This window comes from Luteimonas sp. TWI662 (genome assembly GCF_039673825.1).
GTDB lineage: Bacteria > Pseudomonadota > Gammaproteobacteria > Xanthomonadales > Xanthomonadaceae > Luteimonas.
The window spans coordinates 22,849-42,069 of the sequence record NZ_JBDJMI010000027.1 but is presented as its reverse complement, the minus strand read 5'-3'; the positions used below and the strand labels follow the sequence as shown (position 1 = coordinate 42,069).

Sequence of the window (19,221 nt, the reverse complement as noted above, 5' to 3'; positions counted from 1 at the left end):
GGCGGTGGCGGCCCGGCACGCGCGACGCGCGGCCGCGGCGCTGTCGCGCGCCGCCGCGTCCTCGGGCACGGCGACGATCAAAATGCAGCGACTGACCGGCGCGCTGCTGGACGTCGCGGCGCTGCTCGAGCGCCATGCCGATGGTGTGCCGCCACGCGAACGAGGGGCCGGCCATGTTGCATGAGGTCGCAGTGGGCGGCCTGTACCTGCCGCCATTCTTCGTCTACGCCTGCGCCGCGTTGCCGTTCTACTTAGGGCTCCGCCTGCTGCTCGTGCGCTGCGGGGTGCTGCGCTGGGCCTGGCATCCGGGCCTGTTCGAATTCGCATTGTCCGTCTGTCTCGTCTCGGTGTTGATCCTCCATGTCTGATCGTCCGCATCCCGCTGCGCGCATCCTGCGCGTCGCTCTCACGCTCAGTGTCGTCATCGCGGCCTGCCTGCTGGTCGGTGCGCTGTGGCGCGCCTATGTGCTGGCGCCTTGGACGCGCGACGGCCGGGTCGCGGCTCAGGTCGTGCGCATTGCGCCGGACGTGTCCGGCCCGGTCATCGACGTCGCGGTCGTGGACGACCAGGTCGTGACCCGAGGCGAAGTGCTGTACCGCATCGACCCGACGCGGTTTGCGTTGGCGCTGGCGCAGGCCGAGGCGCAGGCAGCCGCGGCGACGGTCTCGCTGCGCCAGCGGGCCGAGGAGGCCCGGCGGCGCCAGGGCATGGAGCGCCTGCTGCCGGCCGAGGACATCCAGCGCGCGCAGCAAGCGCTGGCACTCGCCCGGGCCGATCTGCGGATGGCGCAGGTCGCGGTCGACCGGGCGAAGCTGGATCTCGAGCGCACGGTCCTGCGCGCGCCGATGGATGGGGTGGTCACCCGCCTGCGGCTGAGCGTCGGCGATTACGCCGCGGCTGGCCAGCCGACGATCGCGCTGGTCGATGCCGGCGGCTTCTGGATCACCGGTTACTTCGAGGAAACCAAGCTGCGCGGCATCCGTCCCGGCGCCGCGGCGCGGATTCGGTTGATGGGGTACGACGTCGAGCTCCGGGGCCGGGTGGCGAGCATCGGGCGCGGCATTGCCGACCCCAACCAGGAGGCCGATGCGCAGGGCCTGCCGAACGTGGCGCCGAGTTTCAGCTGGGTGCGTCTGGCGCAGCGCATTCCGGTGCGTGTCGAGTTCGAGCAGGTGCCGCCTGAGGTGGTGTTGGCGGCGGGCATGACCGGCAGCATCGATGTGCTGCCGGCTGACGGCGCGCCGGCCGCACGGGGGCGGTTGGTCGCCTGGCTGCAGCGCTGGCTGTGAGGCGCGCGATGCCCACGTCATCCACGTCGTGTACATCTGCGCGAGCGCGCCACCGCGGCGGGTGGTTGGCCGCGCTGCTGGCTGGCCTGTCCGGCTGCACGACGGTCGGCCCCGACTATCGCGCGCCGACCGTGGCGGTGCCTGCGGACTGGATCGCGCCCGCCGTCGCGCTGCGCGACGACGATCGCGAGGCGCCAGGTCCGTGGTGGCGCACGTTCCAGGACCCGCTGCTCGAATCCCTCGTCACGCAGGCCTTGGCGCACAACCAGGATCTCGACATCGCGCTGGCGCGGCTGCGGCAGGCGCGGGCCGAACGCGCGCAGATCGCCTCGGCATCACGGCCCGAAGTTTCGATCGGCGGGGCGGGCGGGGCGACGCACAGCGACGGGCGCAGCGCGCAGGCGTGGCAGTTGGGCATCGACGCCAGTTGGACGCTGGACCTGTTCGGCGGCACGCGGCGGGCGGTCGAGGCCGCCGATGCCGGTATCCAGGCGCTGGCGGACGATCACGATGCGCTGCAGGCGAGTCTGGTGGCCGAACTGGTGACCGACTACGTGGGATTGCGTGCTACGCAAATACGGCTGTCGATCGCGCGCGACGAGCTCGCCACGCTGATCGACAGCGCGCGATTGGCCGAGCAGGCGCATCGCAGCGGCCTGGGCACGCTGGCCGATGTGGCCCAGGCCCGGGCCGAGCGCGCCACGGCGCAGGCACGGCTGCCGGTGTTGGAGGCCGACATCGCGCGCTTCAGCCATGCGCTGGGCGTGCTGGCCGGTGGCTTTCCCGGCGACTGGCAGGCCGCGCTGCGGGTGCCTGCGCCGATGTCGCCCAGCCCCACGTATGCGGCGCGCGCACTGCCTTCGGACGTGATCCGCCAGCGCCCGGACCTGCGCGCGGACGAACGGCGCCTGGCGCAAGCCACCGCGCAGATCGGCGTGGCCCAAGCCCAAGGCTTCCCTGCGTTTCGTATTCCGCTGGGCATCGGCACCACGGCCGGCACGATCCGCGAGCTGTTCTCGACGGCGACGCTGGCATGGTCGGCCGGTATGCAGGGCCGCCAGGTCCTCTACGACGCCGGACGCGCGCGCGGGGCGACTGCCGCTGCGCAGGCCAATGCCGACGCGGTGCGCCGGATCTACGAGCGCGACATCCGGGTGGCACTGCGCGAGGTGGAAGACGCGTTGATCGCCTGGACCAGCGAACGCGAGCGGCAGGCGTCGTTGCAGTCGGCGGTCGTCGACAGCGAACAGGCGCTGGACGATGCGACGCGGTTGTATGCCCAGGGCCTGCGCGGCTATCTGCCCGTGCTCGTCGCGCAGCGCACGGTGCAGCAGGCGCGTGACGCGCAGGTGCTTGGCCGATGGGCGGAGCTGCGCGCGGCGGTTGCGCTGCACACGGCGCTGGGAGCGCAGGTGGCGGTTGCCGGGGCGCCGGCCGTCGGGGTGGACGCGTCGATGGCGGCCTCGGCAGCGCGATAAGTTGCGGGCCGTCCTGCGCTCAGGCGCGCGGGGACGGCGCCGGGTCCGAGACGCCCGCCGCGCGCAGGCACACCTGGCGGATCGAGGCGACCAGTTGCGAAGGGCCGGCGGTCTTCTCGCGCAGGATCGGCGCGACCGGCCCGACCAGCGCCTCGGTGAACGCACCGACGATGCAGGCCGCGGTGACGTCGGCGTCCTGGGCCGGGAACTCGCGGCGTTCGATGCCGGCGCGCAGGATGTCGCGGAACACGTCGCCGAAGCGCCGGCGGCCGCGGATACGCTCGGCATCGACTTCCGGATCGACCGGTTCGGCGATGAAGGCGTAGGCCAGGGCGGGGCCGGCGAGGGCGCGGCGCACGAAGGCCTCGATCGCCGCGCCCAACTGATCGCGGGCGTCGGCGTGGCCGTCGGCCGCCGCGCGCAGGACCACGATTTCGGCATCGATCGCGGCGGTGAGCACTTCGACGAACAGTTCGGCCTTGGACGGAAAGTAGCGATAGATCAGGCCGGTCGAGACCCCGGCCTCGGCCGCGACTGCGGCGACCTGCGCCTCGCGGAAGCCGCCGACCGACACCAGGGTGCGCGCAGCCTGGACGATCCGCTCGCGGTTGCGGGCCATCCGTTCTTCCATCAGATCGGAGCGTCGGTAGCTCAAAATTGTGATCCTTGGTTCAATTTGTGAATCCTAGTTCAATTCTTGTCCGGAACCCGCTAGGCTGTGCGTTCGGACCCCAACTGCGACGCTTCGCCGCACGGTCCGCGCCCCGGGGAACCTTGGAGTCCAGCATGCGTATTCCGTCCATCGATTTCCAACTCGGCGAAGAGATCGAGATGATCCGTGAGTCCGTCCAGGACTTCGCCGCGCAGGAGATCGCGCCGCTCGCCGCGCACGCCGACGAGACCAATCAGTTTCCCCACGCGCTGTGGCGCAAGCTCGGTGGGCAGGGGCTGCTGGGCATCACCGTCGAGGACGCCTACGGCGGCACCGGCCTGGGCTACCTGGCCCATGTGGTCGCGATGGAGGAAATCTCGCGGGCCTCGGGCGGCATCGGCCTGTCCTACGGCGCGCACTCCAACCTGTGCCTCAACCAGCTGCGCAAGAACGCCAGCGAGGCACAGAAGCACCAGTACCTGCCGAAGCTGTGCAGCGGCGAGCATGTCGGCGCGCTGGCGATGAGCGAGCCGGGCGCGGGCTCGGACGTGGTCGCGATGAAGTTGCGCGCCGAGCTGCGCGGCGACCGCTACGTGCTCAACGGCAACAAGATGTGGATCACCAACGGACCGACCGCCGACGTGTTGGTGGTCTACGCCAAGACCGACCCTGCGGCCGGCCCGAAGGGCATCACCGCCTTCATCGTCGAGAAGGGCTTCAAGGGGTTTTCGACCGCGCAGAAGCTCGACAAGCTCGGCATGCGCGCCTCCGACACCTGCGAGCTGGTGTTCGAGGACTGCGAGGTGCCGGTGGAGAACGTGCTCGGCGAGGTCGGCGGCGGCGCCAAGGTGCTGATGTCGGGCCTGGATTACGAGCGCCTGGTGTTGTCGGGCGGTCCGCTCGGGCTGATGGCCGCCGGGCTCGATGTCGTGCTGCCCTACGTGCACGAGCGCCACCAGTTCGGCGAGGCGATCGGCAACTTCCAGCTGATGCAGGGCAAGATCGCCGACATGTACGTGGCCTTCAATGCCTGCCGCGCCTATGTCTACGCGGTGGCCAAGGCCGCCGACGCCGGGCGCATCACCCGCCAGGACGCCGCGGGCGTGATCCTGTACGCCGCCGAGAAGGCCACCTGGCTGGCCGGACAGGCGATCCAGGTGCTGGGCGGCAACGGCTATATCAACGAGTACCCGGTCGGCCGGCTGTGGCGCGACGCCAAGCTCTACGAGATCGGCGCCGGCACGTCGGAGATCCGGCGCATGCTGATCGGCCGCGAACTGTTCCGCCAGACCAGCTAAGAGGAGCGCGTCGATGGCTGTCCTGCAGAGCCGGATCGATCCGGCCAGCGAGAATTTCCAGACCAATGCGGCCGCGATGCAGGCGGCGCTCGACGACCTGCGGGCGACTCAGGCCCGCATCGCGCAAGGCGGCAGCGAGGCGGCACGCGAAAAGCACCGCAAGCGCGGCAAGCTCCTGGTGCGCGACCGTATTGATGCGCTGATCGATCCGGGCGCGCCGTTCCTGGAGGTCGCGCCGCTGGCGGCGCTGGGCATGTACGGCGACGACGTGCCGTGCGCCGGCGTGGTGGCCGGTATCGGCCTGGTCAGCGGCGTGGAATGCATGATCGTCGCCAACGATGCGACGGTGAAGGGCGGCACCTATTACCCGGTCACGGTGAAGAAGCATCTGCGCGCGCAGGAGATCGCGCAGCAGAATCGCCTGCCGTGCATCTATCTGGTCGATTCGGGCGGCGCGTTCCTGCCGATGCAGGACGAGGTGTTCCCCGACCGTGACCACTTCGGCCGGATCTTCTACAACCAGGCCAATCTGTCGGCGCAGGGCATCCCGCAGATCGCCTGTGTCATGGGCTCGTGCACCGCCGGCGGCGCCTACGTGCCGGCGATGAGCGACGAGACGGTGATCGTCAAGGCGCAGGGGACGATCTTCCTCGGTGGCCCGCCGCTGGTGAAGGCCGCGACCGGCGAGGAAGTGGATGCCGAGTCGCTGGGGGGTGCCGACGTGCACACGCGCGTGTCGGGCGTGGCCGATCATTTCGCCGAGGACGACCTCGATGCGCTGGCACGCGTGCGCGACATCGTCGCCTCGCTCAACTGGCACAAGCAGGGCGAGCTGCGGATGCAGCCGCCCGAGGATCCGCTGTATCCGGCCGAGGAGCTCTACGGCGTCATCCCGGCCGACACCCGCAAGCCCTACGACGTGCGCGAGGTCATCGCGCGGCTGGTCGACGGCTCGCGCTTCGATGAGTTCAAGGCGCGCTACGGCACCACGCTGGTGACCGGTTTCGCGCACCTGCACGGCCACCCGATCGGCATCGTCGCCAACAACGGCATCCTGTTCTCCGAGAGCGCGCTCAAAGGCGCGCACTTCGTCGAGCTGTGCGCCAAGCGTGGCATCCCGCTGCTGTTCCTGCAGAACATCACCGGCTTCATGGTCGGCAAGAAGTACGAGAATGGCGGCATCGCCCGCGACGGCGCCAAGCTGGTGACTGCGGTTGCCTGCGCGAAGGTGCCCAAGTTCACCGTGGTGATCGGCGGCAGCTTCGGCGCCGGCAACTACGGCATGAGCGGGCGCGCGTATTCGCCGCGCTTTCTGTGGATGTGGCCCAACGCGCGGATCGGCGTGATGGGCGGCGAGCAGGCTGCCGGCGTGCTGGCGACCGTGCGCCGCGACGGCATCGAGGCCAAGGGGGGCAGTTGGTCGGCCGAGGATGAAGAGGCGTTCAAGGCGCCGATCCGCGCGCAGTTCGAGCAGCAGGGGCATCCGTACTACGCCAGCGCCCGACTGTGGGACGACGGCATCATCGATCCGGCCAAGACCCGTCGCGCGCTGGCGCTGGCGCTGTCGGCGGCCATGAACGCCCCGAACGAAGATACGACGTTCGGCATCTTCCGGATGTAACCGGGCGCGACGAGGACACGCAATGACCGACACACCGAACATCGCGATCGCGCGTCAGGGCGCCGTGGCGACCCTGTGGATGGATCGCCCCGAGCGCCACAACGCCTTCGACGAACACCTGATCGACGCGATCGATCGTGGCCTGCAGACGCTGGGGGCCGACGATGACGTGCGCGTCGTCGTGCTGGCCGGCCGGGGCCGCAGTTTTTCCGCAGGCGCAGACCTCGACTGGATGCGCCGCGCTGCCGACTACGACGTCGCCCGCAACCGCGATGAGGCCGAGGCGCTGGCGCGCATGCTGCGACGCCTGGCCGAACTGCCCAAGCCGACCATCGCACGTGTGCACGGCGCGGCGATCGGCGGCGGGCTGGGCCTGGTCGCTGCCTGCGACATCGCGATCGCCAGCGACAAGGCCGTGTTCGCGACCTCGGAGGTCAAGTTCGGCCTGATCCCGGCCACGATCGGGCCGTACGTGCTGCGCGCGATCGGCCCGCGGCAGGCGGCTCGCTATTTCCTGACCGCCGAACTGATCCAGCCGGCCAAGGCCCGCGACATCGGGCTGGTGCACGACGTCGTCGCCGACGACGCGCTCGATGCCGCGGTCGACACGCTGGTGCAGGCGCTGGCCCAGGGTGGCCCGAAGGCGCAGGCCGAATCCAAACGGCTGATCCGCGACCTCGACGGCCAGACCATCGGCGATGCCTTGATCGCCGACACTGCAACACGCATCGCCGACATTCGTGCCACCGACGAAGCGCGCACCCGTTTGGACGCGTTTCTGTCTGCACGCCGCGCAAAGGACGCTCGATGAGCACTGAGATCTCCGAAGGCACGCTGTTCGACAAGGTGCTGATCGCCAATCGCGGCGAGATCGCCTGCCGGATCATCGCCACCTGTCGCCGTCTGGGGATCCGCACGGTCGCGGTGTACTCCGATGCCGACCGAACCGCGCGCCACGTGCGCCTGGCCGACGAGGCCGTGCACATCGGGCCGGCGGCCGCGCGCGAGAGCTATCTGCGTGGCGACCGGTTGCTGGACGCCGCGCGCCGGACCGGCGCCCAGGCCATCCATCCCGGCTACGGGTTTCTGTCCGAGAACGCCGCGTTCGCCCAGGCCTGCGCCGATGCCGGCGTGGTGTTCATCGGCCCCAGCCCTGCCTCGATCCAGGCGATGGGCGACAAGCGCGAAGCCAAGGCGCTGATGCAGGCGGCCGGCGTGCCGGTGACGCCGGGCTATCACGGCGCGGACCAGGATCCGGCGTTGCTGCAGCGACAGGCCGACGGTATCGGCTATCCGGTGCTGATCAAGGCCAGCGCCGGCGGTGGCGGCAAGGGCATGCGCCTGGTCGAAAAGCCCGAGGACTTCGCGGCGGCATTGCTGTCGTGCCAGCGCGAGGCCGAGAGTGCCTTCGGCGACGCGCGTGTGCTGATCGAGCGCTACATCGTGCGGCCGCGCCACGTGGAGATCCAGGTGTTCGGCGACCGCCACGGCAACGTCGTGCATCTGTTCGAGCGCGACTGCTCGGTGCAGCGCCGTCACCAGAAGGTGCTGGAAGAAGCCCCCGCACCGGCGCTGGGCGAGGCGCAGCGCGAGGCGATGGCGCAGGCCGCGATCGCCGCCGCGCGTGCGGTCGACTACGTCGGCGCCGGCACGATCGAATTCATCGTCGGCGAGAGCCGCGGGTCGGGCGACGGCACGGGCGAGTTCCATTTCATGGAAATGAACACCCGTCTGCAGGTCGAGCACCCGGTCACCGAGCTGGTCACCGGCATCGATCTGGTCGAATGGCAGTTGCGGGTGGCGGCCGGTCAGCCGCTGCCGCTGCGCCAGGACCAGATCCGGCACCGCGGCCATGCGATCGAGGCCCGGCTCTATGCCGAGGACGCACTGAAGGGGTTCCTGCCCTCGACCGGGACCCTGCAGGTGATGCAGTTCCCGGAGGCCAGCGCCCACGTGCGCATCGACACCGGGGTGGAGCAGGGCGACGCCATCAGTCCGTGGTACGACCCGATGATCGCCAAGCTCATCGTCTGGGACGAGGATCGGCCGCGAGCGCTGCAGCGCCTGCGCCAGGCGATCGACGCGGTACGCGTCGTCGGCGTGACCACCAATGCGGTGTTTCTCGGGCGACTGGCGCGGCAAGCGGATTTCTCTGCGGCACGCCTGGAGACCGGCCTGGTCGCGCGCGAGATCGACCGCCTGCTGGCGCCATTGCCCGAAGCCGACGATGCGGCGTGGATGCATGCCGCGCTCGGCGTCTGGGCGCAGCGCCGCGCGGCGTCGACGGACGCAGACGCCTCGCCCTGGGCGCGCGACGGTTGGCGTCTCGGCGCGTCCGCGCCGCAGTGGATCGAGCTGTCGGCAGGCGACCAGACCCGCCGGCTTGCGCTGCACCCGCATGCCGACCACGTCGACATCGGCGTCGACGGGGGCCCGATGCTAACGGCCACGGTCGACTGGGCTGCGCCGACGCTCACCGCCACCCTGGACGGCGTGCGCGGGGCCGTCGATGTGTGGATGGCGGGGGCGCAGGTCGTGCTGTACCGCGGCGCCGAGCGGTTCGTGTTCGAGCACGTCGATCCACTGCATCGGCACACCGGCGCCGAGACCCATGCGGGCGCGGTGGTCGCGCCGATGCCCGGACGTATCGTCGAACTGCTGGCGCCCGTCGGGGCGCCGATCGCCAAGGGCACGCCGCTGCTGGTGATGGAAGCCATGAAGATGGAGCACACGCTGCAGGCACCGCACGACGGTGTGGTCGAGGCGTTTCTCGCCAAGCCGGGCGATCTGGTCGCCGATGGGGCGGTGCTGGTAGATTTCGTGACCGCTGACGAAGAGAAGCCCTAATGCGCGATGTTGTCCGTGTCGTCGAGGTGGGCCCGCGCGATGGGCTGCAGAACGAGAAGGCGATGGTGCCGACGGCGACCAAGATCGCGTTGATCGATCGCTTGTCGGCCTGTGGCTTCCCGGTCGTCGAGGCCACCAGCTTCGTCAGCCCGAAGTGGGTGCCGCAGCTGGCCGACGCCGAGGACGTGCTGGCCGGGATCACCCGGCGCGAAGACGTCGCCTATCCGGTGCTGGTGCCCAACGACAAAGGCCTGGCCCGGGCGCTGGCGACGGGCGAGCGCCACATCGCGGTGTTCACCGCGGCCTCGGACGCCTTCAATCTCAAGAACACCAACATCGATGTCGACGGCTCGCTGGCGCGCCTGGCGCCCGTGGTCGAGCAGGCACGCGCGGCAGGGGTGTCGGTGCGCGGCTATGTGTCGACGGTGCTCGGCTGTCCCTATCAAGGCGCGGTGCCGGTGCGCGACGTCGTGCGCGTGGCCGCTGCGCTGCACGCGATGGGCTGCGATGAAATCTCGCTCGGCGACACCATTGGGGTCGGCACGCCGGCCAAGGCCCGCGAGATGCTGCTGGCCTGCGCGCAGGACGTCCCCATGGCGCAGTTGGCCGTGCATTTCCACGACACTTACGGACAGGCGCTGGCCAACGTCCACGCCTGCCTCGAGGCCGGCGTGCGCGTGGTCGACAGCGCGGTCGGCGGCCTGGGCGGTTGCCCGTATGCCAAGGGCGCCAGCGGCAACCTGGCGACCGAGGACCTGCTGTACATGCTCGAGGGGCTGGGGCTGCAGACCGGCGTCGATCTCGACGCGGTGACCCGGACCGCACTGTGGATCGGCGAGGCCTTGGGGCGGCGGCCGGCGAGCAAGCTCGCGGCAGTCGCACTGGCCAACCGCGCCGCCGACTGAGCGATTCGCGATGCGGATGGCGACCGGCGCGGCCTCAATGGGCAGCCCCTCGTCGCGGCGTACGCCACCGAACGGCAATGCCTGATTGTCTGATCGGAAAATCATTTGACATATCGGAGAATGGCTTGCAATCCTGCAGGCCTTGTCCGCCAGGAGCGTCTTCATGTCTGTGATCGCTGTCTGCCGCATGTCGGCGTCCGCACCGTCTGGAACGACGCGCGCGCAATGCGGGCGGGATCTGGCATGAGCGCGCCCGCGCCGATGCCGGGCCTCGCCCGCTGGTCGCTGCCGTTGCTGCTGCTGTGCGTCGCGGTGGCGGGGGTTGCGGCCTGGCGCGCGACGCAGACGCCAGCGCCGCGGCCGGCCGACATCCCGGTTGCTGAGTTCTCTGCAGCGCGTGCGCTGGTGGACCTGCGCTGGATCGCCGCCGAACCCCATCCCACCGGTTCGGCGGCGGCGGCACGGGTCCGCGACCGATTGGTCGCACAACTCGCGCAGGCCGGCCTGGAGGTCGAGGTGCAACGCACGCATGCGTTCGCCGAGTACCGCAACCCGCGGCTGCGCAACCTGCGCGGCGGCAATGTCGAGAACGTCGTCGCCGTGCTGCCGGGGCGCGACCGCAGCCTGCCCGCGGTGATGATGATGGCGCACTATGACAGCGTCGCCAATTCGCCGGGCGCGGCCGACGACGGCCTGGGCGTGGCGGTGATGCTGGAGGTCTCGCGTGCGATCGCGCGCGACGCGCGGCAGCGCGACGTGGTGTTCCTGTTCACCGATGCCGAGGAAGCCGGGCTGCTTGGCGCGCGGGCGTTCTTTGCCGAACACCCGCTGGCGCAGCGGATCGGCACCGTGGTCAATCTCGAGGCGCGCGGCAGCCGCGGTCGTGCCCTGTTGTTCGAGACCGGGCCGGGCAACGCCGGCCTGATCCGCACGTTCGCGGCCGGTGCACCGCTGCCGGCCGGCAACTCGCTGACCGGCTTCGTCTATCGCTACATGCCCAACGGCACCGATTTCACGGTGCCGGCCGAGCGGGGCATTCCCGGCCTCAACTTCGCGATCCTCGGCGGCCTGTTCGACTACCACGCCGCGAGTTCCACGGTCGACAATCTCGACCCGGGCAGCGTCCAGCACATGGGCGCGCAGGTGCTGCCGCTGGTGCGCACCCTGGCCGTGTCGCCCACCTTGCCGGCCGCCGATGTTGACCTGGTCTACAGCGATTTGCCGGGCGGGTGGATGATCGCGCTGCCGGCGTGGTCGGGCTGGGTCGTCTGGCTGCTGGCACTGTTGCCGATGGGCGTCGTCGCGCGCCGCGCGTCATGGGCCGACGGCGGCTGGCGCGGCGCCCTCAGCGGCCTGGCGCTCGTGCCGCTGACGCTGCTGTCGGTCGCACTGGCGGTCCGGCTGGCCTATCGGCTGCTCGGCGGCGGCGACGCATCACTGCTGCTCAACCGCGATCTATTGGCCGTGTTTCCGACCCTGGCCACCGGCCTGGGTCTGCTGTCGATCGGCACGGTGCTGGCGGTGGGCGGCTTGGTCGCCGGCAGCCTGGGCCGGCGGACGTTCGCGCTGGTCGCGCTGGTCGTGGGTGTGGCCGCGTCGCTGCGCGGCGGCTTCGATCCGGTCGCATTGGTGCTCGGCGTCGTCGTGGCCGGTCTGGGCTGGACCGTGGCTGGCACCCTGCGCCGTGGCGAGACGGTGCGCCTGGGCACCCTGGCCTTCTTCGGCCTGCTGGGCGCGGTGGTGCAGGCGCTCGCGCCGGAACTGGCGCCGTTGCTGCTGTGGCCGCTGCTGGGCGTGGGTGTGGTCGCGTGGTGCCTGCCGGCCAACGCACCGCTGCAGGCGGTGCGCGTGGCCGTGGCTGGGCTGGCGACGGTCTATGGGCTGGCGCATGTCTTCGGCCTGGCGCTGCAGGTCTTCGACGCCGTCGGCTTCGGCACGCCCGAGGTGCTGGCCGTCCCCGCGGTATGGCTGACGGCGCTGGCGTTGCCTTGGCTGCGGGTCGACCACGGCAGGCGCGCGCCCGCAATTGCGCCGCTCGCCGTCGTGCTACTGGCCAGCGGCGTGTTGGTCGCCGCGGCGTTTCCCCGGCTGGACCGGCAACGCTACCCGGCGCTGTCCCAGGTGATGTTCGTCGCCGATCCGGGGCAGGGCGAGTACCACCGTGTCAGCGCACTGCCACCGTCGTCGGCGTGGAGTCGCGCAGCGCTGCACGCCGATCGCGAATCGCCGGTCCCGCGTCCGTTGCTGGCGGTCGACCTGGCCAGCGTCTGGGCGACGCCCGCGGCGCCGATCGCGGTGGCCGAGCCGATCCGGTTCGAGCAGTCGCGCGATGCGGCGACCGGCGAGACAGTGCTGCGCGTGCAGGCGCCGGCTGCGACCCGCGACCTGCGAGTGCTGCTCAAGAGCGCGGCGGCCGTGCCCGGCGTGACCCTGCAGGGCGAGCCGGCCCCGTTGCTCGACACGCCCGATACCTGGTCGCGGCTGCGCTGGCATGCGCCGGGGGCCCAGGGGATCGAATTGCGCTGGCCGGGCGATGCCGGGCCGGTCGAGATCCAGGCCGCCGCGGGTATCGATGGCTGGCCGCACGATGCCGAGCCGCTGCCGCCGCGCGCGCCGGACGTGATGCCCTGGTCCACCTCGGACATGACCTGGGTGCTCGGACAGACGCGCGTCGAGCCCTGAGGGCCGCGCGGCCGCGGGCGCGTCGGCCCCCGCGGCGCCCACCCGCCGGCCACCATGGCAGTGCGCGGGCATGCGAACGCCGGCCACGGGGCCGGCGGATCATGCGGACTTCGCTTGCCGACGCGAAGGATGCCGGCGATACGGGCGGGCCTGCGGCGCAGGCCCGCTGTGCCGCGATACGCGGTCAGACCAGGCGGGTCAGCCAACCGTGGCGATCGGGCGTGCGGCCGTACTGGATGTCGAGCAGGTCCTTGCGGATCGCCATCGTGACCGCGCCAGGCCCGGCATCGGCATCGCCGACGCTGAAGTCGGCGCCCTTGAGCACGCCGATCGGGGAGATGCTGGCGGCGGTGCCGCAGGCGAACACCTCGGCGATCTCGCCCGAGCGCACGCCGTCGATCCATTCGGCGATCTCGACCCGGCGTTCGGTCACGGTGTGGCCGTGGTCGCGCAGCAACTGGATCACGCTGTCGCGGGTGATGCCTTCCAGGATGCTGCCGGTCAGCGACGGCGTCACCACGCTGCCGTCGCGCTGCACCAGGAACACGTTCATGCCGCCGAGTTCCTCGACGAAGGTGTTGGTCTCCGCGTCCAGGAACAGCACCTGCGCGCAGCCGTTGTCGTAGGCCTCGCGCTGGGGCAGCAGCGAGGCGGCGTAGTTGCCGCCGCACTTGGCCGAGCCGGTGCCGCCGCGGCCGGCGCGGGCGTAGTCGCGCGACAGCCAGATCGAGACCGGCTTGATGCCGCCTTTGAAGTAGGCGCCGGCGGGGCTGGCGATCACGTAGTAGGCCACGCGACGGGCAGGACGCACGCCGAGGAAATCCTCATTGGCGATCATGAAGGGCCGGATATACAGGCTCGATTCGCCGCCGCCCGGCACCCAGGCCTGATCGGTACGCACCAGCTGGCGGATCGACTCGACGAACAGGTCCACCGGCAGTTCGGGCAGGGCCATGCGGCGCGCCGAGTGCTGCAGGCGGCGGCCGTTGGCCTCGGGCCGGAACGTCCAGATCGAGCCGTCGGCATGACGGAACGCCTTCATGCCTTCGAAGATTTCCTGGCCGTAGTGCAGCACCGCGGCGGCCGGCGAGAAGGTCAGCGGGCCGTAGGGCCGCACATGCGCGTCGTGCCAGCCGTCCTCGACGGTCCAATCGATCGCGACCATGTGGTCGGTGAAATGGGTCCCGAACCCCGGGTCGGCGAGGATCGCTTCTCGGTCGGCCTGCTGGCGGACCTGTTGCGAGGGGACGATGCGGAAGGTGTGGATCGACTCGGTGGTCATGCGCGAACTCAGATGTGCAAAGCGTGGCCGAGTGCGCGCAGCGCCGCTTCCTGCACGGCTTCGCCCAGCGTCGGGTGGGGATGGATGGTGCCGGCGATGTCCTCGAGCGTGGCGCCCATCTCGATGGACTGCACGAAGGCGATCGACAGTTCCGAGACCTGTACGCCGACGGCCTGCCAGCCGACGATGCGGTGATCGCTTGCCCGTGCGACCACGCGCACGAAGCCGTCGGTGGACTCAAGCGACATCGCCCGGCCGTTAGCGGCGAACGGGAACAGCGCGGTCTTGGCGTCGATGCCCTGGGCCTTGGCCTCGTCCGGCGACAGGCCGACGACGACGACTTCCGGATCGGTGAAGCACACCGCCGGGATCGCGGCCGGCACGAACCGGCGCTTCTTGCCGCTGACGATCTCGGCCACCAGTTCGCCCTGGGCCATCGCGCGGTGCGCGAGCATGGGCTCGCCGGCGACATCGCCGATCGCCCAGACATGACGCATCGAGGTGCGGCACTGGTCGTCGATCTTGATGGCCTTGCCGGCGAGGTCGAGGCCCAGCGATTCGAGGTTGAAACCGTCGGTCTTCGGACGCCGGCCGACCGCGACCAGGATCTGATCGCCGTCGAGCGTGCGCTCGGTGCCGTCCGGGTCGCGGACGCGCAGTGCGCCGTCGTCCGACAGTCCCAGCACGCTGTGGCCGGTCAGCACCTGGACGCCGGACTTCTGCAGGTGGGTGGCGACCGGCTTGGTCAGCTCATTGTCGTAGGCGGGCAGGATGCGGTCCTGCGCCTCGACCACGGTGACTTCGCAGCCGAGCTTGCGATAGACGGTGCCCAGCTCCAGTCCGATGTAGCCGCCGCCGACGACGATCAGGTGCTTGGGCAGCGCGGTCGGCGACAGCGCTTCGGTCGAGGAGATCACCTTGCCGCCGAACGGCAGGAACGGCAGTTCCACCGGCACCGAGCCGGTCGCCAGCAGCAGGTGCTCGCACTTGATGCGCAGATTGCCGCCGTCGTCACCGGCGCCAGCGACATCGACGGTCTTGCCGTCGACGATCGTCGCCCAGCCCTTGATGAGCTGCGCGCCGTTCTTCTTCAGCAGCGCGCCGACACCGCCGGTGAGCTTCTTGACGATACCGGCCTTCCATTCGACGGTCTTGGCCAGGTCGATCGTCGGTGCCTGCACGGTGATGCCGAGCGGCGAGTTGCCGGCGGCGAAGGCGGCGACCTTGGCGAATTCCTCGGCGGCATGGATCAGCGCCTTGGACGGAATGCAGCCGATGTTGAGGCAGGTGCCGCCCGGGTTCACGCCTTCGACGACAACGGTCTTGACGCCGAGCTGGCCGGCGCGGATGCCGGCGACGTAGCCGCCCGGGCCGCCGCCGATGACCAGCAGCTGGGTTTCGATGGTCTTCGACATCAAGGGCTCACTCCACGAACAGCAGGGCAGGGGTTTCCAGACGACGTCGGATCGCCTGCACGAACTCGGCCGCGTCCATGCCGTCGACGATGCGATGGTCGAACGACGAGGACAGGTTCATCAGCTTGCGCGCGACCACCTGGCCCTCCTTGAACATCGGCCGCTCGATGATGCGGTTGACGCCGACGATCGCCACTTCCGGATGGTTGATGATCGGCGTGGAGACCACGCCGCCCACCGGGCCGAGGCTGCTGATGGTGATCGTCGAGCCCGACAGTTCCTCGCGGGTGGCCTTGCCTTCGCGCACGGCCGTGGCCAGGCGCGCGATCTCGCCGGCGGTCTGCCACAGGTCGAGCGACTCGGCATGCGCGACCACCGGGACCGACAGGCCCACTGCGCTTTGCGTGGCAATGCCGAGCTGCACGCCTTCGTAGCGCGTGACGATGTTGGCCTCGTCGTCGAAGCGGGCGTTCATCTGCGGGTAGTCACGTGCGGCGAGGATCACCGCGCGGGCCAGCAGCGGCAGCAGGGTCAGCTTGCCGCGTTCCTTGCCCCAGCGCGTATTGAGCTGGGCGCGCAAGGCCTCGACCTCGGTGACGTCGATTTCCTCGACATAGGTGATATGCGGAATGGTCGACCACGACTGCTGCATCTTCTGCGCGATCTTGCGGCGCAGGCCGATGATCGGGATCTGCTGCTCGCCGGTGCGGCGCGCATAGCCGCCACCGGAGGCGGCGCCGCCGACCGGCTGGGCCTTGCCGCCGGCCGCGGCGTAGGCGTCGAGGTCGGCCTGCAGGATGCGACCACCCGGGCCGCTGGCCGGCACAAAGCGCAGCTCGATGCCCAGGTCCCACGCGCGGCGGCGCACGGCCGGCGAGGCCAGCGGTTGCTCGCCGGCGGCGAGCACGCCGTTGGTCACCGGGCCGCGCGCATCGGACGTCACCGCCGGCGCGGGCGCGGCACGCTTGGCAGGGGCGTCGGCGCGCGGTGACTCGACCGCCGGCGCGGGCTTGGCGACCTCGACCTTGGGCGTGTCGACCTTCGGTTCGGCCGGCTTGGCGGCCGCTGCCTCCGGCGCCGCGGCGCCGGCCTTCACATTGCCGGCGCCTTCGACTTCGAGCCGGATCAGCTCGCTGCCGACGGCCATCATCTCGCCGGGCTGGCCGCCCAGCGAGACCACGGTGCCGGCGACGGGCGAGGGGATCTCGACCATCGCCTTGTCGGTCATGACCTCCGCCACGACTTCGTCTTCGGCGACGGTGCCGCCGACCTCGACCTTCCAGGCGATCAGCTCGACTTCGGCGATGCCTTCGCCGATGTCCGGCATCTTGATGACGTGGTGTCCCATCGCTCAGTCCTCCAGCACGCGATGCATCGCGTCGATGACCCGGGCCGGGCCCGGGAAGTAGTCCCATTCCTGCGCGTGCGGGTAGGGCGTGTCCCAGCCGGTGACGCGCTCCACCGGCGCCTGCAGGTGGTAGAAGCAGTGCTCCTGGACCAGCGCGACGAGTTCGGCGCCGAAACCGCAGGTGCGGGTGGCCTCGTGCAGCACGATGCAGCGGCCGGTCTTCTTGACCGAGGCGACGATCGTGTCGAGATCCAGCGGCCACAGGCTGCGCAGGTCGATGACCTCGGCGTCGATGCCGGCGTCTTCGGCCGCGGCCTGCGCCACCCACACCGTGGTGCCGTAGGTCAGGATGGTGACCGCCTGGCCTTCGCGCACGACGGCGGCCTTGTCCAGCGGCACCGAGTAGTAGCCTTCGGGCACCTGGTTGTCGGCATGCTTGGACCAGGCCACGACCGGGCGGTCGTGATGGCCGTCGAACGGCCCGTTGTACAGGCGCTTGGGCTCGAGGAAGATCACCGGGTCGTCGTTCTCGATCGAGGCGATCAGCAGGCCCTTGGCGTCATAGGGGTTGGACGGCATCACCGTGCGCAGGCCGGCGACGTGGGCGAAGATCGCCTCCGGGCTCTGGCTGTGGGTCTGGCCGCCGTAGATGCCGCCGCCGCAGGGCGTGCGGAACACCAGCGGCGAGGTGAACATGCCGTTGGAGCGATAGCGCAGGCGCGCCGCTTCGGAGACGATCTGGTCGTAGGCCGGATAGATGTAGTCGGCGAACTGGATCTCGGCGACCGGGCGCAGGCCGTAGGCGGCCATGCCGATCGCCGCCCCGGCGATGCCGCTTTCGGAAATCGGCGCGTCGAACACGCGCTGCTTGCCGTACTTGGCCTGCAGGCCATCGGTGCAGCGGAACACGCCGCCGAAGTAGCCGACGTCCTCGCCGAAGATCACCACGGTGTCGTCGCGCTCGAGCATGACGTCCATCGCCGAACGCAGCGCCTGGATCATCGTCATCGGCGCGCTGCCGGTGGTCTGGAGTTCGGTTTCGCTCATCTCACACTCCCAACTGCTGGCGCTGGCGGCGAAGGTGGTCGGGCATGTCCTTGTAGACGTCGTTGAACATGTCGGCCGCGCCGGGACGGTTGTCGCTGCCGAGCAACCCATGGGACTCGGCTTCCTTGAGTGCGCGCGAGATCTCAGCATCGAGTTCGCTGCGCACCTGTTCGTGCTGTTCGTCGCTCCACAGCCCGCGCTTGATCAGATGCCGCTTCAGGCGCTCAATCGGATCGCCGAGCGGGAAATGCTGCGCGTCGTCAGCGGGGCGGTACTTGGAGGGATCGTCGGAGGTCGAATGCGGACCGGCGCGATAGGTGACCCATTCGATCAGCGTCGCGCCCAGATTGCTGCGCGCGCGCTCGGCGGCCCAGCGCGAGGCGGCGTAGACGGCCAGCAGATCGTTGCCATCCACGCGCAGCGACGGAATGCCGTAGGCGGCGCCGCGTGCGGCGAAGGTGGTGTTCTCGCCGCCGGCGATCGCCTGGAACGTCGAGATCGCCCACTGGTTGTTGACGACGTTGAGGATCACCGGCGCGCGGTAGACGTGGGCGAACACCAGGGCGGCGTGGAAATCGCCTTCGGCGGTCGCGCCGTCGCCGACCCAGGCGGTCGCGATCTTGGTGTCGCCCTTGATCGCCGAGGCCATCGCCCAGCCCACGGCCTGGATGTACTGCGTGGTCAGGTTGCCGGAAATCGAGAAGAAGCCCGCGTCCTTGTACGAGTACATGATCGGCAACTGGCGGCCCTTGAGCGGGTCGGCTGCGTTCGACAGCACCTGGCACATCATCTCGACCAGCGAGACCTCTTTGGTGATCAGGATGCCTTGCTGGCGGTAGGTCGGGAACTGCATGTCGCCGTCGCGCAGCGCCAGGGTCTGGCCGACCGCGATCGCTTCCTCGCCCAGGCACTGGATGTAGAACGAGGTCTTCTTCTGGCGCTGGGCGATCAGCATGCGGGCGTCGAAGGCGCGGGTCTTGAGCATCGCGTGCATCGCGCGCAGCAGCACGGCGTCGTCGATGTCGGCCGCCCACGGGCCGACCGCGTCGCCGTTGTCGTCGAGCACGCGGACCAGTTGCGTGGTCAGCGGCGCGGTCTGGCCGGCGGTCACATCGAGCGCGGGCTTGTCGACCGCGCCGGCCGGGCTGAGCTGCAGATAGGAGAAATCGGTGGCCTGGCCCGGGCGGGCACTGGGTTCGGGCACGTGCAGCCGCAAGGGGGTGGTCGTGGCCGGGGTCTGGGACGTGGACATGTCAGGAGCCTCGCTGGACATGGGACATGGAAGAACGGACATGCCGGCGGCGGGGGGCGTCGGCGAGGGCGCGGCCGATGCCCGGACGGGCGATCGACGCGAGG

General features: G+C 70.3%; 16 protein-coding genes. 10 read left to right on the top strand and 6 right to left on the bottom strand.

Annotation, left to right across the window (positions count from 1 at the left end; translation table 11 throughout):
* The 4 genes from ABE488_RS15390 to ABE488_RS15375 all read left to right on the top strand — a co-directional run.
* On the top strand, positions 1 to 184 hold a 184-nt coding region (locus tag ABE488_RS15390; RefSeq protein WP_346449267.1), incomplete at its 5' end, for a hypothetical protein.
* Positions 174 to 368 (top strand): DUF1656 domain-containing protein, encoded by a 195-nt coding sequence (locus ABE488_RS15385; protein ID WP_346449266.1) that lies wholly within the window; start codon positions 174 to 176, stop codon positions 366 to 368. The genes ABE488_RS15390 and ABE488_RS15385, both read left to right, overlap by 11 nt.
* Positions 361 to 1,290: an HlyD family secretion protein gene (locus tag ABE488_RS15380; RefSeq protein WP_346449264.1), complete on the top strand. Its 930-nt coding sequence runs from the start codon at positions 361 to 363 to the stop codon at positions 1,288 to 1,290. Before ABE488_RS15385 ends, ABE488_RS15380 begins: the two co-directional genes overlap by 8 nt.
* Before the next feature lie 65 nt (positions 1,291 to 1,355).
* Complete coding sequence (locus ABE488_RS15375) at positions 1,356 to 2,768, top strand: efflux transporter outer membrane subunit (RefSeq protein ID WP_346449262.1); 1,413 nt, start codon at positions 1,356 to 1,358, stop codon at positions 2,766 to 2,768.
* A 19-nt stretch (positions 2,769 to 2,787) separates the two neighbouring features.
* Here ABE488_RS15375 and ABE488_RS15370 read toward each other — a convergent pair whose 3' ends face one another.
* Positions 2,788 to 3,423: a TetR/AcrR family transcriptional regulator gene (locus ABE488_RS15370; RefSeq protein WP_346442436.1), complete on the bottom strand. Its 636-nt coding sequence runs from the start codon at positions 3,421 to 3,423 to the stop codon at positions 2,788 to 2,790.
* Positions 3,424 to 3,554: 131 nt separating this feature from the next.
* Between ABE488_RS15370 and ABE488_RS15365 the strand changes: the two genes are divergently transcribed.
* The 6 genes from ABE488_RS15365 (at position 3,555) to ABE488_RS15340 (ending at position 12,773) form a co-directional block, all read left to right on the top strand.
* The gene (locus ABE488_RS15365) at positions 3,555 to 4,718 is read left to right on the top strand and encodes an isovaleryl-CoA dehydrogenase (RefSeq protein ID WP_346449260.1); all 1,164 of its coding nucleotides are present in this window, start codon (positions 3,555 to 3,557) and stop codon (positions 4,716 to 4,718) included.
* Between the two features lie 13 nt (positions 4,719 to 4,731).
* Complete coding sequence (locus ABE488_RS15360; RefSeq protein WP_346449259.1) at positions 4,732 to 6,339, top strand: carboxyl transferase domain-containing protein; 1,608 nt, start codon at positions 4,732 to 4,734, stop codon at positions 6,337 to 6,339.
* Positions 6,340 to 6,361: 22 nt separating this feature from the next.
* Positions 6,362 to 7,150, top strand: coding sequence for an enoyl-CoA hydratase-related protein (locus tag ABE488_RS15355; RefSeq protein ID WP_346442439.1), 789 nt, complete (start codon positions 6,362 to 6,364; stop codon positions 7,148 to 7,150).
* Positions 7,147 to 9,186 carry an acetyl/propionyl/methylcrotonyl-CoA carboxylase subunit alpha gene (locus ABE488_RS15350; RefSeq protein ID WP_346449257.1) on the top strand — a complete coding sequence of 680 codons (2,040 nt, stop codon included), beginning with the start codon at positions 7,147 to 7,149 and terminating at the stop codon, positions 9,184 to 9,186. The genes ABE488_RS15355 and ABE488_RS15350 overlap by 4 nt, the downstream gene beginning before the upstream one ends.
* A complete protein-coding gene (locus tag ABE488_RS15345; RefSeq protein ID WP_346449255.1) occupies positions 9,186 to 10,091 on the top strand; it encodes a hydroxymethylglutaryl-CoA lyase in 906 nt (301 codons plus the stop codon). Before ABE488_RS15350 ends, ABE488_RS15345 begins: the two co-directional genes overlap by 1 nt.
* A gap of 243 nt (positions 10,092 to 10,334) precedes the next feature.
* Complete coding sequence (locus ABE488_RS15340) at positions 10,335 to 12,773, top strand: M20/M25/M40 family metallo-hydrolase (protein WP_346449254.1); 2,439 nt, start codon at positions 10,335 to 10,337, stop codon at positions 12,771 to 12,773.
* Between the two features lie 184 nt (positions 12,774 to 12,957).
* Here the strand turns inward: ABE488_RS15340 and ABE488_RS15335 are convergent, their stop codons facing one another.
* The 5 genes from ABE488_RS15335 to ABE488_RS15315 are packed head-to-tail and all read right to left on the bottom strand — an operon-like array spanning position 12,958 to position 19,117.
* Positions 12,958 to 14,055, bottom strand: a complete 1,098-nt coding sequence (locus tag ABE488_RS15335; protein WP_346449253.1) for a branched-chain amino acid aminotransferase — start codon at positions 14,053 to 14,055, stop codon at positions 12,958 to 12,960.
* A gap of 8 nt (positions 14,056 to 14,063) precedes the next feature.
* Positions 14,064 to 15,470, bottom strand: a complete 1,407-nt coding sequence (gene lpdA / locus ABE488_RS15330) for a dihydrolipoyl dehydrogenase (RefSeq protein ID WP_346442444.1) — start codon at positions 15,468 to 15,470, stop codon at positions 14,064 to 14,066.
* 7 nt (positions 15,471 to 15,477) lie between these two features.
* A complete protein-coding gene (locus ABE488_RS15325) occupies positions 15,478 to 16,818 on the bottom strand; it encodes a dihydrolipoamide acetyltransferase family protein (protein ID WP_346449251.1) in 1,341 nt (446 codons plus the stop codon).
* A 3-nt stretch (positions 16,819 to 16,821) separates the two neighbouring features.
* Positions 16,822 to 17,865, bottom strand: coding sequence for an alpha-ketoacid dehydrogenase subunit beta (locus ABE488_RS15320; protein ID WP_346442446.1), 1,044 nt, complete (start codon positions 17,863 to 17,865; stop codon positions 16,822 to 16,824).
* Between the two features lies 1 nt (position 17,866).
* Positions 17,867 to 19,117, bottom strand: a complete 1,251-nt coding sequence (locus tag ABE488_RS15315) for a 3-methyl-2-oxobutanoate dehydrogenase (2-methylpropanoyl-transferring) subunit alpha (RefSeq protein WP_346449250.1) — start codon at positions 19,115 to 19,117, stop codon at positions 17,867 to 17,869.
* Positions 19,118 to 19,221: the final 104 nt, after the last annotated feature.